We start from the raw sequence: 15,582 nt of genomic DNA, 5'->3' as shown, positions 1-15,582 counted from the left end.
CCGAGCCGTTACTCCGCGTGAACGACGGAGGAGGCCGGCTGCACGGCCGGCGTCAGCACCGGCGCGAGGGTGAGGGCCACCACGAAGCCGAAAGCCAGCACCACCAGCGCCAGGTCGAGGAAAGACCCGGACCGGGCGCGGCGCGCCGCGGGGCGGGCTTCCCGGTTCAGGGGAACCGGTCCGATCGGCGTCTCGATGCTGGACATGGGCGGCCTCCGGAGATCCGTTAACATGTCCTTATTGTCGACTACCTCAGTCGACTAAGTCAATTCCATAGTCTCGCCACGATCCGCAATGGCGTCGCGTCCACGGCGCCTCCCGTGGGATTCGTTTTCGCCGAACTGGACGACGGGCGCCCGCGCCCTGGGAATCCCCGGATTCGCCGAAGGGGAGGGCGTCCCGGCGCTCAGAGCCGCACCGCCGTCCCGTTCACGACCTCGAACAGCCGGTCCACGTCGGGCTTGGCGCAGAGGTCGTTGCCGGGCGAGAGCACGGCGGCGGATCCGGCCGCGACACCGAGTGCTAAAGCCTCGGCCGCCGGCCGGCCCAGCGAGAGCGCGTAGGTCATGGCCGCCACGAAGCTGTCGCCGGCCCCGACGGCGCTGCGCGCCTCCACGTCCGGCGCCGGCAGGTAGAGCGTCTCGCCGGCCGTCGCCAGGACGGCGCCTTCGTGCCCGAGGGTGACGGCCACGATCTCGGCGCGTCCCGCCGTCACCAGGTCCGCCGCGGCGGTGCCCACCTCGGCCTTCGTGCCGAGCGTGCGGCCGACGAGGCTCTCGAACTCGCCGATCGACGGCTTCACCAGATAAAGTCCGCCGTGCTGCAGCGCCGCCTTGAGGGCCGGCCCCGACGTGTCCAGCACCAGCTTGCCGCCCCGGCCGGCGGCGAGACGCTGCAGCCGGACGTAGACGTCCTCCGGCACGCCGCGGGCGAGGCTGCCGCTCGCCACCAGCACGTGCCAGTCGAGGTCCGCCACGGTCGACAGGCACGCCGTCCATTCCGCCTCCGCGACCAGCGGACCCTCAGGCACGAACCGGTATTCCAGCCCGGTGGACCGCTCGTGCACCGCATGGCTGACGCGGGTATGATCCCGGATCGGCAGCCGCAGGCGCCGGAGGCCGCGCGCGTCCAGCAACTCGTCCAGCACCGACCCGGTCGCGCCGCCGGCGAGGTAGACCGCCAGGGCGTCGCCGCCCAGCGACTGGATCACCCGGGACACATTGATGCCGCCGCCGCCCGGATCGTAGCGCTCGTTCGTGGTCCGGATCTTGTGGGTGGGCCGCACCACCTCCGCGTCGGCGGAGCCGTCCACCGCCGGATTGAGCGTCAGCGTCACGATCGTTTCCATGGACCCTCGCGCGTCGGGCGCGCCGGAGGGGCCGGGCGCCGGGGCGACTCTATCGGCCGAGCCGTGACCCCGTCATGTCGGCAAGGATGCGGATGGACCAAACTGGCACGCTTCCCGCACCCCGCGGGTGGCATGCGGACGAGGTATGCGGTAGGATTTATATGTCCAGCGCCGCCAGGCGCGCGGCCGGACGTCCGGCCAGAGTGTTTCGTGCCGGCCGGCACCGCAGCCGAGAAGGGAGCTTCATGCACGCCAGACTGCCGCCCCTGAAAGCGAGCCGGTCTGTCAGGCTGCCTCAGATCCGCATCGACCACTTCACGGCGATCATCCTCGGCGCGGCCGTCTTCAACGCCGGGCTCGCCTTCCTGAACGCCCACGGCATGCGGATCAGCTCGAGCATCGTGATCGTCTGCGAGGCGCTTCTCTACGCCTACGCGGTCGCGATCGGCTGCCGTCACATCACCAAGGCCAAGGAGGCGTGGCTCCTGGCCGGGGCGGCGCTGCTCGGCCTCAATCTCATGCTCGGCGTCATGAGCGGGGTCATCGACCCCAAGTTCGCCCGCGACGTCCTCGTGATCCCGATCTTTGTGGTGCTCGGCTTGTCGGCGACCCGCAAGGACGTGATCCGCGTGGTGATCCGGCTCCAGTGGGTCGTTCTCCTCGTCATGCTCTACGAGGCGATCCTGCCGGAAAGCTACGGCAACCTCTTCAACATCGTCCGCTACTACATCGACACGCGCGGCTTCTCCGAGGAGCAGTTCTGGAACGAGGGCTCCACCCTGTTCGCCAGCGCCACCCGCCCGGGCGAGCGCTTCCTGATGGGCTTCCTCGACATCCACCGCCTGTCGTCGGTCTTCCTGGAGCCGGTCTCCCTCGGCAACTATTGCGTCATCGTGTCGATGATCATCGTCGCCGTCTGGAGCTACCTGAACACGCGGCAGCGGATCTTCCTCGCGGTCAGCACCTTCATGATCCTGGTCGGCTGCGACGGCCGGTTCGCGACGGTGACCATCCTGCTCGTGATCGCGCTCCGCTGGCTGTCGCTGATGATGCCCCGCTACGTGAACGCGCTCTATCTGCCGGGCGTGCTCGTGGCGGTCATCTCCGCCATCCTGATCCTCGGCTGGCGCTATGACGGCGACACCTTCCAGGGCCGCCTCGTGTTCAGCTACGAGGCGATCATGAACTTCCGGTTCGTCGACCTGATGGGGCTGGCGCCGAACCTCGCCTACAACGTCATGGACAGCGGCCTCGCCTATCTCCTCTACAGCCAGTCCATCTTCGGCGTTCTCCTGATCTGGTGCATGATCGCCTTCGGGATCAAGTACCAGAACAAGTCCTCCGTTATTTATCTGCACGGGGTCTGCGCCTATATCGCGCTCAATCTGTTGGTCTCCAATTCCCTTTTCTCGGTCAAGACGGCCGGTCTTCTCTGGTTCACCTATGGAGCGCTCGCCCGGGACGTCGCCCTCCCGGCCGGCGCCCGCCTTGCGGCGAGGGCGGCGAGGCCGGTCCATCGGCTGGGATTCGCGAACCGGTCGTTCTCGTCGCCTCCTCGCGTACACGGATGAGGTTTCAGCATGCATGCGTTCCGTTCCGGCAGCCTCGCCGGCGCCCTGTCGCGGGCCCTCGGCCGTCCACGCGCCCCCGGCCGTCCGCGGTCCGCTGAGCGCCTTTCCGCCGTCGCCCGGCCGCGGGCCGGCGCGCTCCTGGCGTCGCTCGTCGCCCTCGGTCTCGCGGTCGCCGGAGCGTCGCCCGCGCGGGCCGCGCCGAACCTCTGGATCACCGGCGTGAACATCGCCGGAGCCGAGTTCAATCCCGGCGCGACCCGGATGAACTTCGACTACGTGTACCCGAGCGCTTCCCAGATCACCTACTGGGCCGGCAAGGGCTTCAAGGTGATCCGCGTGCCGGTCCTCACCTCGCGCATTCTCGGCTCGGACTTCCGAAAGCGGACGGCCGACTGGACCGAACTCGTCAACATCATCTCGCACGCCAACAAGACGGGCACCTACATCCTCATCGACTTCCACCAGTATGGCGGCATGGACGGCGGCGGTCTGATCGGCCGCGACGCCAAGGCCACCAAGGCCTTCGTGGCCGCCTGGACGGAGGTGGCCAAACGCTTGAAGGACCGGCGGAACGTCATCTTCGGCCTGATGAACGAGCCCAACCGGCAGAGCGCCAGCGAATGGCTCGTCGGCGCCAACGCCGCCATCGCGGCGATCCGCAAGGCCGGCGCCCGCCAGCTCATCATGGTGCCCGGGTCCTACTGGTCGGGCGCCCATTCCTGGGTGAGCAGCGACAACGACACCGTGATGCTCAAGGTGAGGGATCCGGCGAACAACTTCGTCTTCGAGGTGCACCAGTATCTGGACAGCGACAGCTCGGGCACCACCAACAGCGTGGTCGCCGGCGCGGGCGCCACCCGGCTGAAGGCTTTCACCGACTGGGCCCGGTCCAAGAGAGTGAAGGGCTTCCTCGGCGAGTTCGGCTTTCCGCGCTCGCCCGAGGGGCTCGTGGAGGGGAGGGCGTTGCTCCAGCACATGGCGGACAACAAGGACGTCTGGATCGGCTGGGCCTACTGGGCGGCCGGAGCCTGGTGGGGCGACTACCACTTCAGCGTGGAGCCGGACAACCGGGGCGACAAGCCCCAGACCCCGCTCCTCGTCGAGTTCAGGTGAGCCCGGGCGGTCCGCCCGGCGTCGGCGGGGCGGCCCCAGTTTGGCCGCAGCCGGCCTCTAGAGCGCTTTCGGACCTCACGGACGTCAGGTCGACGAGAAACCGCTCCAGACCGACCAGGCTGGAGCATCCTCTGGTCGATCGAGCCATTCGACTTGACCGGAGAACGGCGGCGGGGGCTGCTAAAGACCCGGGCGGACGGGCGGGGGACGCGGGCCGCGAGCGGCTTCGCAGTGGAGACATGTCATGGCGCGTACGGTCCTCATCCTGACCCGACACGACTACCGGACGGGCTGGCGCGCCAACATGCACTTCATCGCGGACAGCTTCCGCGACGCGGGCTGGACCACCCGCTTCCTCTCTGTCGGCTTCAGCGCGCTCTCGCTGATCGTCGGCGACCGCCGGGCCGACCTCAACGGCCGGTCCAACCGCTGGGAGGCGGTGAACGGCATCGACACCTATCTCTGGAAGACCGCCGTCCATCCGTTCGGCCGGGGTCTCGGTCCCCTGGAGCCGGTGATGAACCGGATGTTCGACGCCTGGGTGAACTGGCCGTCGAAGACCGTCGACGAGGCGGCGGCCCAGTCCGACGTGATCGTGGTGGAGTCCGGCCTCAGCGCCGCCTTCGTCGGGCGCATGCGCCGGGCCGCCCCGAACGCCCGGATCGTCTATCTGGCGTCGGATCTCAACGAGACCGTCAACGCCCACCCGCACATCGATCGCATGCTCTTCCGCGACCGTGCCGCGATCGACGCCGTCGTGGTCGTCGCGCGCGCCATGGCGGATCACTTCCGCGGCTTCGGCCGGCCGGTCCACTTCGTGCCCCATGGCGTCGACGTGGCGGCCTTCGCGACGGAGGCGCCGAGCCCCTACGCTCGGGGACGGAACGTGGTCACCGTCGGATCCATGCTGTTCGACCCGCTGGTGTTCACCACCGCCGCCAGGGCCTTTCCGGACGTGGACTTCCACCTGATCGGCACGCCGCCCCTCGGCGAGACGGCGCCGAACGTCCGCGAGCACGGCCGGATGCCCTTCGAGGACACGATCCCTTACCTGAAGCACGCGGACGTGGGCGTCGCGCCTTACCGGAAGGACCACGAGTCCGGCTACCTGTCGGACTCCAGCATGAAGCTGATGCAGTATGGGTATCTGGGGCTTCCGGCGGTCTGCCCGGACTTCGCGGTCGGAGACTATCGCGGACGCTTCGGCTACGGGCCGGGCGATCCGGCCTCCATCATCGACGCCTTCCGGCGCGCGCTGGCGCCCGACGCCGCTTTCGAGCCGGTGATCCCGCTGACCTGGCCGGACGTGGTCGCCCGGCTGGTCGATCCGGCCGCCTTCCGCGACACCGCCCTCGTGCGCGACGCGGCCTGACGGCCGCGCCCCCGCATGCCTCGCCCTTGGTCGCCCTCCGCGTCCCGCGTCAGTGCGGGTCGCGGTAGTAGGCGCTGTAGCGGGCGTGGTCGTGGTAGGCGGATTCCGTCGTCTCGTAGAGGTTGATGGTCTCGGCATCGACCTTGTTCAGCACCACGCCGATGCACTTGCGGGCGATCGCCGCCTCGGCCTGGAGCGCGCGGCGCACCGAGCTGCGGCTCGTGGCGCCCCACTCGATCACGTAGATGAAGCCGTCGAAGGTGCCGGCCGCCGCGCGGGCGTCCACCACCGGGCCGATCGGCGGCAGGTCGACCAGCACGTAGTCGTAGGACTGGCCCGCCTCCTTGATCAGCGACCGCATGCCCCCCGACGCGAGGAGGTCGCTGGAGTGGGTGATCCGCTGGCGGCCGGAGACCGGCAGCACCGACAGCTGGGTGTCCGGCTCGATGAGGAGCGCGTCTTCGTAGGGCACCTGGTCGAGCAGGACCTCCGCGAGGCCCACGTCCACCGTCGCCCCGATGGCGCGGCTGAGTCCCGGGTTGCGCAGGTCGCCGTCGATCAGCAGGGTGCGGCCGCCCTGGTGGGCGATCATGCTGGCGAGGTTCTTGGAGACGGTCGTCTTGCCCTCGCCGGGCAGCAGCGACACGATGCCGATCACCTTCGGCCGGTGGTCCACGGTCGCGATGTCGATCGCCACCTTGGTGGCCCGGAGCGTCTCGGAGAAGCGCGACAGCGGCGCCAGGGTGGCGCGGCGCATGATCGCCGGCACCGGATTGGGGCTGCGCGCCCGGTTGCGGGCATATTCCATGTGGACGACGTTCGTCGACAGGTCGGCCAGCGGCCGCGCCGTCTTGGCGGGCTTGCCGCCCCCCGTGAGGCGCGACGCGAGCTTGCCCTTGGCCGACAGATCGGTCGGCGTGGGCGGGCCGGACCGCGGCAGGACGCCCAGGAACTCCAGGCCGAGCTGCTCCACCTGCTGGCCGGTCCGGAAGCCCCGGTCGCGGAACTCGCGCAGCGCGCCGATGCCGACGCCCATCATCAGGCCGAAGAAGAGCGAGCCGAACACCATCAGGCCCTTCTTGGGCGCCGACGGGCCGAGCGGCTGGGTGGCGGGCGTGATGATGCGCGCCTCGCTGACCGGGAAGGACTGCTTCTGCAGCGCCTCCTGATAGCGGGCGAGGAAGTCCTGGTAGAGGCGGTTGTAGGTCTGCGACTCGCGCTCCAGCTCGCGCAGCGTCACCAGCATCTGGTTGGTCTCGGACGACTGGCCAACGAGGTTGTTCAGGCCCTCGCGGATGGAGTTCTCGCGCGTGCGGGCGATCTCCAGCTCGCTCCGAAGGCTTTCGGCGATGCGGCCGAATTCCTCGAACATCAGCCGGTTGTACTCCTCCATCTCCTTGCGGAGATTCACCGCCTGGAGATGCTCCGGGCCGAGCCGGTTGGTGATGTCCGCCTCCAGCTTGGAGGTTTCCAGGTAGCGGGTCCGCAGGTCGGTGATGACCGGGTTGGCGAGGGATTCCGCCACCGCCGCCTCCATCTCGCCCTTGTCCAGGATACTCTTCAGGCGCATGTAGCGCGCCTCCGCCTGCTTGGTGGCGGCCTGGGCGAGGATGAGCTGGTTGTTCACCTCCGACAGCTGCTGGTCGCTGAGGAGCCGCCCTTCGGACGACGTCAGGTTGTTCTCCGCGCGGAACTTCTGCACGGCGAGGTCGGACGTCAGGGACTGCTGGCGCAGCTCCTGGATACGCGTCTCCAGCCACTCGCTGGCGCGCCGGGTGGCGTCGTACTTCGAGCCGAGCTGGTCGTCGATGTAGGCGTCCGCCACCGCGTTGGCGATCTGGGCGGCCTTGTAGGGGAAGGGCGACGTGTAGGTGATGTCTATGACGAAGCTGTTGCCGACCCGCTCCACGCTGGTGTTGCCGATCAGCCGCTCAACGGCGATCCGCCGGTTCACGAAGTTCTGCGCCTCGTCCGGCAGCTGGCCGCCCCCGCCGCCGAAGGTCAGGAGGTTGGTGATGGTCCCGATCACCGTGCCCTTGATCTTGTCGAGGAGGCTGGAGGTGTCCGCGTTGAACTCCGGGTCCTCCAGGAGGTTGAGCTCGTTGATGACCGCGTTGGCGACCTTCTCCGACTTCACCACCAGGACCTGGCTGTCCACGCCGCTCGACTCGAACAGGAAGTTGCTGCCCGGCTCCGCCTCGCCGAGGGTGTTGGACTTCAGGCCGTCGATCAGCACCGTGGTCCGGGCCGTGTACACGGGGGTCGACGTCAGTGCGAACACGGTGCCGAGCAGGAGGCCGCTCAGCGCCGCGAGCCCGACCACCTTCATCTGCCGGCGGGCCGCCGCCAGGATCCAGTCGATGTCCAGCGTGGTCCCACCCGCGTCGGTGTTCGGGATGATGTCGTAGACCGCAGCCTGGTCGACTTCTTTCAACATGGGACCCCCATCGGACCGGCGTGCTGCTCGACCCTCACCCGCATCTCGGTCCTGGCTGAAGCCGGGATTGCAAATAGAGTCATAGATATTGTCAATTCGCGCAATCGGAGTGACGCACAAGTCTCGGCGACGGGCCGCAGCGAACCCAAGCGCCCATCCAATAGCATACTATTTCCGAAAATGCAGTGAGCGGAACAGCGTGCCCATGACTTCTGAAGCCACCCCTCTGCATTATGATTGAGGCGTCGGTGGGGCAGAAACAACGCCGCGCGACCGGCGAGACTTCAGCCGAAGAGGCAAGACAGACTTGTCTCACATATAGTTACGTGTTCCTGTATAAGTCCGTTCTGCCGCAGTGCACCCGCCTGGAGGCGATGGCCGGGGAGGGTCGAAAGAGGGTGTCCGCCCGTTTATAGATTTGGCGCCCACCATAAGATTTCTGGGGAAGCCGGCGGGACCGGTGGGGCACGCTCCGGCGTTTATCAAGCGCTTATTAAGTGTGGCCGACCAGTGTACCGGCCGGGGGCGGCTTCGTGCCCGGCTCTTGCCGGCCGCGGCCACGCAAGTCAGGGATTTCCGTCAACCGTGAGCGACCGCACGATGATCAAACTCCCCTCGGCCGACCGGTCGGAGCCGTCCCGTTCGGACGTCGGCCAGACCGCCCTGGCCGCCGCTCTCGTGGGTTTCGTCGCGGCGGGCATCCTGCCGCTCGGCGCGGTCCATCCGTGGGGCATCGAGGCCCTCGCCGCCGCCATCATCGTCTTCGCGGCGGGCGTGATGGTGCTCCTTCGGGAGCACCCGGGCGCCCGGGCCATCAGCCGGCTGGCGGTGACGCTCGCAGCCGTCTTCGCCCTCTACATCCTGTGGCAGACCCGCCTGATCCCGGCGGACCTCCTGGACAACGGCCTTGTGCGTGGTCTCACCGGCGGCTTGGCGCCGGCGCCCACGTGGCCGGTCCGGCCGACGGGGGACGCCATCGCCCTCGTGTGCCTGCTCACCGCGCCTTTCCTCCTCTTCATCGCCGCCGTCTCCGTCGGCCGCAACGACGAGACGGCCAAGAAGGTCGCCGTCTTCCTGGCTCTCCTCGGCGCGGCGCTGGCCGTCTACGCGCTCCTGCAGCGCCGCTTCCTGCCGCCGGCCATCGGCGCCGGAGACTGGGCGCTCCAGTTCCGCACCCTGCCGGAGCTGTTCGGCGACGCCGACGCGGCCGCCACCTTCCTCGGGCTCACCATGCTGGCGCAGGCCGGCCAGATCGCCCGGTCCATGTACGGCTTCGAGTGGCTCGACACCATCGCCCGCGCCTTCGACCCCTGGCGCCCCCTGCGCAAGCGGGAACGGCGGGCCTTCATCTATCTCGGCATGCTGGGGCTGACGCTGATCGCCCTCCTGATGACCGGCTCCCTGAACGGCTGGATCGCCACCGCGGTCGGCCTGACGGTCTTCGTGATCGTCGGCGTCATCGCCAGCCGCCGGCCCGGGGAGGTGACCCCGTCGCGGACGCCCCGCGCGGCCCTCGTCGCGGTCTACGTCGTCCTGTCCGCCGCCATCCTGGTGGGCGGCTACCTGGCGGCGACCTCGGCGGACCTCGCGGCCCTTACCGGGGAGAGCGGTCTCTGCAACGTGGGCGGGGTCATCCAGGCCCTCCGCGACCACTGGGTGTTCGGTCTCGGCATCGACGGGCTGGCCGAGGGCTCCATCCCCTACCGGGATCCGGCCTGCGTCGAGAACGACGCCTGGGCGCGAGCGGATGGCACCGTCGTGGCAGGCTTCCTGGCCGTCGGCGTCGTGTTCCCGATCCTCCTCACCCTCGGCGGCCTGGCGCTCGCGGGCAACTTCATCGCTGCTTGCCGCCGCCGCCATCGCCACAACTGGGCGTCCATGCTCGGGCTCGGCTGCCTCGGCCTTGCAGGGGCGCAGTCGCTCCTGCGCTTTCCGCTGGACACGCCGGCCGTGATCCTTCTCCTCGCGGTGGTCCTCGGCACCAGCACGGCCCTCGCCATCGACCAGCGCGCCACCGCGGCCGCCGACCGGCAGGACGGATGACCGGGCGCGAAGCGTCGCCTGCCATGGGCCGGGCGACGCTCCCACCTACGCACCCCGTGTCGTCGCCGCAACACTCGTCCGGAAAACGTCGCCCGCGTCACGAAAGCTCCGGCCGCCGCCTGTTCGCCGAGAGCGTTCTGCACGCCGATAGTGCACGGCCGCGCCGATTCAAGGCTGCAGAGAACTGCGGGAAGTCTGGAGCCAAAACGTCAAAACTTCTGCAAAGTGCGTGACTTGCGTGCATCACACCGACCGTGGGGGTGGATGGCCGGAATGAATCGGCTTGCGCCACGGGGCGGCATCGTCGTAAACGGCGATAAACACATTTTTAGTCTCGTATAGGCTAATGATGCAAAGGAGTTAACGACCAGTCGATTCAGTGGTCATCGAAGGCTGATCTTGGTTTACTTTGCGCCGCGACAGATCAGTGGCGCCGGAGGCGCGGATAAGGTTCGTTGTCCACAAAGTTCCGGGTCGGACGTTGCCGATCGGCAACACATGAGACTTAAATGTTCTGTCACCTATCGATGGGTGCCCGAACAAATGGCGTAGGTTAGCCTATGCTGTATAAATCAACGCAGTCGATCCAGAGGATGGGTGGGGTATGCGGTTCAGGAAAGATCTCGTCCGGGTGTCCGGTGTGGCGCTCGCTCTGGCTATCGGTGGGTGTTCGACGCTCCCCCGGTCCGGTCCGGCCCATCAGGCCGTCGAAAAAGGCGCCTCCCAGCGTGTCACCACGCCGGGCAACAAGGTCGGGATCGATTACGTTCTCGTCGACATCAACAAGTCGGTTCTTCCCTATGTGACCGCCGCCACCAAGTCGTCGCTCGCCGACGGCTTCGGCATGGGTCGCGGAAGCGCCCCGGCGCTGCCGCTCGGCGTGGGCGACATCGTCCAGGTGTCGATCTTCGAAGCCGGGTCCGGCGGTCTCTTCATTCCGGCCGACGCCGGCAGCCGTCCGGGCAACTTCATCACCCTGCCCAGCCAGCGCGTCGACAGCACCGGCACCATCACGGTTCCGTACGCGGGCCGCGTCCCGGCCGCCGGGCGCACCGTCGCGACCGTCCAGACCGACATCGAGAACACCCTCGCCAACCGCGCGATCGAGCCGCAGGTGCTCATCACCGTGGAGCAGAGCCGCTCGGCCGAAGTGGCCGTGCTCGGCGACGTGAACTCCCCGGCGAAGCTGGAGCTGAACCCGGCGGGCGAGCGTCTCCTCGACGTCATCTCGCGCGCCGGCGGTCTGTCGACCCCGGGCATCGAGACCTACATCACCCTCGAGCGCCGCGGCCGCACCGCCACCGTGCTGTTCGACGACGTGGTCAACAACGCCAACGAGAACATCTACGTTCTGCCGGGCGACACCATCTACGTCGACCGTGAGCGCCGCACCTACCTCGCCTTCGGCGCCACCGGCGTGTCCGGCCGCTTCGACTTCGAGGAGTCCGACCTCACCCTCGGCGAGGCGCTCGGCAAGGCCGGCGGTCTCCTGGACAACCAGGCCGATCCGGCCGAGGTTCTCCTCTATCGCCTGGTGCCGCGCCGCGAGGTCGCCCAGTACGGCGGCGACGTGACGAAGTTCCACGACGACCAGATCCCGGTGGTCTTCCGCGCCAACCTGCGCGACCCTTCGGCCTTCTTCGCGGTCCAGCGCTTCCCGATGCAGGACAGCGACCTGATCTACGTGTCGAACGCGGAGTCGGTGGAACTGACGAAGTTCCTCACCATCGTCAACAACGTGTCCACGACCGCCTCCGGCGTGCCGCAGGACATCAACGACGCCCGGAACGCGATCCGCGCCATCGGCGACTGATCGTCCGACATCCGACCAGCCCATGCGAGCCGCCTCCGGGTCCGACCCGGGGGCGGTTTTTCTTTGCGCCGGCGCGGACGACCCGGCAGCCCTTGGAGAGCCCGCGGCCGAACGGGAAACGGCGCCGTTTCCGGCGCCGTCCTGTCAGGCTCAGGTCCGAAAGGGGAGGGCGTTCCGGCCCGTCACGCCCCGTCGAGGCTCCCCGCCACCGATTCGGCGAGCGCCAGCGAGGACGTGAGCCCCGGCGATTCGATGCCGAACAGGTGCACCAGCCCCGGCACGCCGTGCCGGTCCGGCCCCTGGATCAGGAAGTCCGCCGCCGGATCGGCCGGACCGCTGATCTTCGGCCGGATGCCCGTGTATCCGGGCGACAGCTGGCCGTCCTTCAGGCCCGGCCAGTAGCTGCGGATCGCCTCGTAGAAGCGGGCTGCGCGGCTCTCGTCGAAGCGGTAGTCGATGCTGTCGATCCACTCCACGTCCGGCCCGAACCGCGCCCGGCCGCCGAGGTCCAGCGTCACGTGGATGCCGAGGCCGGCCCGCTCCGGGATCGGGTAGACCAGCCGGCGGAACGGCGTCGCGCCGATCAGCGTGAAGTAGACCCCGCGGGCGTAGTAGGCGCGGGGCGCGAGGTCATGGTCGTAGCCGTCGATCATCCGGGCGACGTCCGGCGCCGTCAGGCCCGCCGCGTTGATCAGCATGCGGCACGAGAAGGTGGTCGGCGTCTCGCCGCCGGTGGTGACCCGAAATCCGTCCGCGGTCACCTCCGCGCGGACGATCGGGGTGTGGAAGGCCACCATGGCGCCGTGGTCCTCCGCGTCGCCCTGGTAGGCGAGCATCAGCCCGTGGCTGTCGATGATGCCCGTCGACGGCGAGTGGAGCGCGGCCACGCAGCGCACCTCCGGCTCCATCTCCCGGGCGAGCGCCAGCGGAATCGGCGCCAGGTCCGAAACCCCGTTGGTGAGGCCCGCCTGGAGAATCCCTTGAAGCCCTGGTTCCTGCTCCTCGGTGGTCGCCACGATCAGCTTGCCGCAGCGCTTGTGCTTGATGCCGTGCGCCTCCGCGTAGGCGTAGAGCATGTCCCGGCCCTTCACGCACAGCTCCGCCTTCAGCGATCCCGCCGGATAGTAGATGCCGGCGTGGATCACCTCGGAATTGCGGGACGACGTGTGGGTCCCGATCGCGCTCTCGGCCTCCAGGACCACGACCTCGTGGCCCTTGATCGCCAACGTGCGGGCGACCGCCAGGCCGACGATCCCCGCGCCCACGACAATGCACTCAACTTCGGCCATCGGTGGCACCTGCATGCGGAATGGAAGGGCCGGCGGGCGGTTCGCGCGCCGGCATGCAATCAGCTTTCAGTATAGAAACCGCCTCTGAACAAGTCCTGACCTGCCGACGCGACTCGCCCGGCGGAGCGCGCTCCGTCACCCGACATGTTCCGGAACGCGCCCGGCCGATCGCACGAACCCTTCCGCGCCCGGTCAGGCGCCGGCCGGATCGGTCTGGGCCGTATGCGGCGTCCGGTCGATCCTCAGCCGCTTCTTGCCGCCGGTCCGCGACCGCCTCAGCCGCAGCGACCGGGGCACCGCCTTCAGCATCGCCGCCACCGTGCGGCCGAAGGTCGGCGCGTGACCGCGTTCGGCGAGGCCCTCCACGTGCATGCGGAAGACCTCCGCGTCGATCCGGCCCGTGTAGCGCCAGGTGAGGAGAGCATCCGTGTAGCGCCGGTAGAAGCGTTGCAGGACGGCGTCGAACTCGTCCGGCGTGAAGCACACCGGGCCGTAGCGGTTCAGCGCCTGCATCCATTCGGGCGCCAGGTCCGGATCGTAGACGTCCGGGCGCGGCTTCGTGAGAAGCGCCCGGTCCCAGCCCAGCACCTCGTGCACGAAGCCGAAGTCGCTCACGCACATCAGCGAGAAGAAGCTGTCGAGGTCCAGGTGCTCCAGGTGCTGGGCGTAATAGGGCGCGCGGTGGTGGAGGAGGGTGGCGCGCACCAGCACGTGCCGGACCCATACCGGATAGACCTCGTCGCGGAAGAGGCCCGCGGCGATGTCGTGGCCGGAGAACACGGCCCGGTCCGTCGGCAGCAGCCGGTAGTCCGGCACCGACCCGCCCGAACCGGCCGCCAGCGCCCCCACGGCCCCCACGTTGGGGCTCGCCTCGGCCACCGCCACCATGCGGCTGATGGCGTCAGGCCGCATCCGGTCGCCGGCGGCGAGGAGCCGGAAATAGGCCGTCTCCGGCGGGATCTGGTGGATGGCCGTCTCCCAGTTGGCCGGGCGGCTCAGCGGTTCGCGGTTGCGCCACACCGCCAAGGGCACCGCCCGCTTGCCGAAGGCCTTCAGGATGCCCGCCGTCTCGTCCGTGCTGGCGTTGTCCAGCAGCACGTGGAGGAGGGACGGATAGTCCTGCGCCTGAACGGACTCCAGTGTCTCGGCCAGATGCGGCGCGCCGTTGCGGACCGGAGTGACCACTGCAACAAGCGGGTAAGTGCCGTCCCCAATGACCATCCACCAAGCCTCCGGACCCGCCTGCCGCTGTTCACCCCATGGAAGATCTATACGGAAATACCGATCTTTTGTGGGCTCGCCCCGCGACCGGGGGCGTGAAACGGCCGATTCCGGCCGTGCGTGGCACCAGCACCACGCTCCGACCTGGACCGGGATCCGGTGCGGCGACTGCGGCTGAAAAGTGAGTTAATTCCAGATACATCATGTCCGGCCGCGCTGACAACCGGGCTCGCCGGCGGCCAGGCGCGTGCCTCGGGCGGTCACGGTCGTCCGGCGGGCGCGGTCCGTCCGCTCAGCGGCCGGCGGCGAGCAGGCTCGGAAACGGCGACATCCCGGCGGTGGCGGTCAGGAAGGACACCTGATCCGGCTGCAGCTTCACGGCCGTCAGCCGGCCGGTCGCATAGGCGGCGGTGTCGATGGCGATCCGCCGATCCGTCCGCAGCGGCTGGTCCACCGGCGTATGCCCGTGCACCACCACGAAGTCGAGCGGGTCGGACGAGTGGATGAACTCGTCCCGGATCCACAGGAGGTCGACGGGCCGCTGGTCCGCGAGGCCGATACCCGGCCGGATCCCCGCGTGGACGATCAGGTAGCGGCCGAACCGGGCGGTCCAGCGCAGGTCCTCCAGGAACTGCCGGTGTTCCGGCGGCACCTTGGCGGCCGCCAGTTCGGCCAGGGTGCGCAGGTAGAAGCGGCCCCCCGCCGTCCGCGGCGACTCAAGGCCGTAGGAGCGCAGGGTCTCGGCCCCGCCGATCCGGATCCAGGTCGGGTCCCCGCGCCGGTCCGTCAGGAAGTTCAGCATGCTGGCGTCGTGATTGCCGGCGAGGCAGATCCGCTGGAAGCCCGCCGGCGGCGGGCCGAGCAGATATTCGATCACGCCGGCCGAGTTCGGCCCGCGATCCACATAGTCCCCGGTCATAACGATGTACTTGGGGCCGGCGTGGCTCTTGGCGTCCTCGGCGATGAGGGTCTCCAGACGCATCAGCTCGGCCAGACAGCCGTGCACGTCGCCGACGGCATAGACCAGCGCGTCCTCCGCCTCGATCGTCGTGTGGTAGCGCTCCACCGGCTGCACAGGTTCCGGGCCCTGATCCGACCAGCGGCTCAGCCAGCTGAGAAGCTTACGCATCGCTTGTACCTCAGACCCACGCAAAACAACGGGTACGCACAGCCACGACGCGACTGCGTTGACGGTCCTCAGGTCTTCGGCGCTCCGACCGGGAGCGGGCCATTACACCCTGAAAGGTAGTCCATGCGGTCGATGACTTCGACGGCTGCAGGAATTCTATCTTTCGAATTGGTTAACCAGCCCCCGGCACGTCGCTCCGGTCCGCTCCGCACCAGACCGGCTCCGCCCATCGACGACGCGAGCGCC

The 15,582-nt window shown here is 68.7% G+C and carries 11 protein-coding genes; 5 read left to right on the top strand and 6 right to left on the bottom strand.

Going from position 1 to position 15,582, the window contains the following annotated elements; all coding sequences use genetic code 11:
* Positions 1-8: 8 nt before the first annotated feature.
* Both HND91_RS06410 and HND91_RS06405 read right to left on the bottom strand, forming a co-directional pair.
* On the bottom strand, positions 9-206 hold the full coding sequence (locus tag HND91_RS06410) for a hypothetical protein (RefSeq protein ID WP_181705728.1): 198 nt from the start codon (positions 204-206) through the stop codon (positions 9-11).
* Positions 207-406: 200 nt separating this feature from the next.
* Positions 407-1,348 carry a 1-phosphofructokinase family hexose kinase gene (locus HND91_RS06405; protein ID WP_181705727.1) on the bottom strand — a complete coding sequence of 314 codons (942 nt, stop codon included), beginning with the start codon at positions 1,346-1,348 and terminating at the stop codon, positions 407-409.
* A 245-nt stretch (positions 1,349-1,593) separates the two neighbouring features.
* Here HND91_RS06405 and HND91_RS06400 point away from each other — a divergent pair, with 245 nt between their 5' ends.
* The 3 genes from HND91_RS06400 (at position 1,594) to HND91_RS06390 (ending at position 5,404) form a co-directional block, all read left to right on the top strand.
* Entirely contained in the window at positions 1,594-2,919 is a 1,326-nt protein-coding gene (locus HND91_RS06400; RefSeq protein ID WP_181705726.1) for a hypothetical protein, read from the top strand.
* A 9-nt stretch (positions 2,920-2,928) separates the two neighbouring features.
* Entirely contained in the window at positions 2,929-4,032 is a 1,104-nt protein-coding gene (locus HND91_RS06395; protein WP_181705725.1) for a glycoside hydrolase family 5 protein, read from the top strand.
* Between the two features lie 244 nt (positions 4,033-4,276).
* Complete coding sequence (locus HND91_RS06390) at positions 4,277-5,404, top strand: GumK N-terminal domain-containing glycosyltransferase (RefSeq protein WP_181705724.1); 1,128 nt, start codon at positions 4,277-4,279, stop codon at positions 5,402-5,404.
* Between the two features lie 49 nt (positions 5,405-5,453).
* On the opposite strand, the gene HND91_RS06385 is transcribed toward HND91_RS06390, so the two are convergent.
* Positions 5,454-7,841 carry a polysaccharide biosynthesis tyrosine autokinase gene (locus tag HND91_RS06385; RefSeq protein ID WP_181705723.1) on the bottom strand — a complete coding sequence of 796 codons (2,388 nt, stop codon included), beginning with the start codon at positions 7,839-7,841 and terminating at the stop codon, positions 5,454-5,456.
* Between the two features lie 600 nt (positions 7,842-8,441).
* Here HND91_RS06385 and HND91_RS06380 point away from each other — a divergent pair.
* Both HND91_RS06380 and HND91_RS06375 read left to right on the top strand, forming a co-directional pair.
* Positions 8,442-9,884 carry a hypothetical protein gene (locus HND91_RS06380; RefSeq protein WP_181705722.1) on the top strand — a complete coding sequence of 481 codons (1,443 nt, stop codon included), beginning with the start codon at positions 8,442-8,444 and terminating at the stop codon, positions 9,882-9,884.
* 604 nt (positions 9,885-10,488) lie between these two features.
* Positions 10,489-11,697, top strand: a complete 1,209-nt coding sequence (locus HND91_RS06375) for a polysaccharide biosynthesis/export family protein (RefSeq protein WP_181705721.1) — start codon at positions 10,489-10,491, stop codon at positions 11,695-11,697.
* Between the two features lie 182 nt (positions 11,698-11,879).
* On the opposite strand, the gene HND91_RS06370 is transcribed toward HND91_RS06375, so the two are convergent.
* The 3 genes from HND91_RS06370 to HND91_RS06360 form a co-directional block, all read right to left on the bottom strand.
* Positions 11,880-12,986 (bottom strand): NAD(P)/FAD-dependent oxidoreductase, encoded by a 1,107-nt coding sequence (locus HND91_RS06370; RefSeq protein WP_181705720.1) that lies wholly within the window; start codon positions 12,984-12,986, stop codon positions 11,880-11,882.
* A gap of 192 nt (positions 12,987-13,178) precedes the next feature.
* Positions 13,179-14,207, bottom strand: coding sequence for a glycosyltransferase family A protein (locus HND91_RS06365; RefSeq protein WP_181705719.1), 1,029 nt, complete (start codon positions 14,205-14,207; stop codon positions 13,179-13,181).
* Between the two features lie 292 nt (positions 14,208-14,499).
* Positions 14,500-15,336 carry a metallophosphoesterase family protein gene (locus HND91_RS06360; RefSeq protein ID WP_181705718.1) on the bottom strand — a complete coding sequence of 279 codons (837 nt, stop codon included), beginning with the start codon at positions 15,334-15,336 and terminating at the stop codon, positions 14,500-14,502.
* Positions 15,337-15,582 lie beyond the last annotated feature (246 nt).

The organism is Chthonobacter rhizosphaerae (assembly GCF_013839525.1).
Classification (GTDB): Bacteria; Pseudomonadota; Alphaproteobacteria; order Rhizobiales; family Pleomorphomonadaceae; genus Chthonobacter; species Chthonobacter rhizosphaerae.
This window is presented reverse-complemented; position numbering and strand designations above follow the sequence as displayed.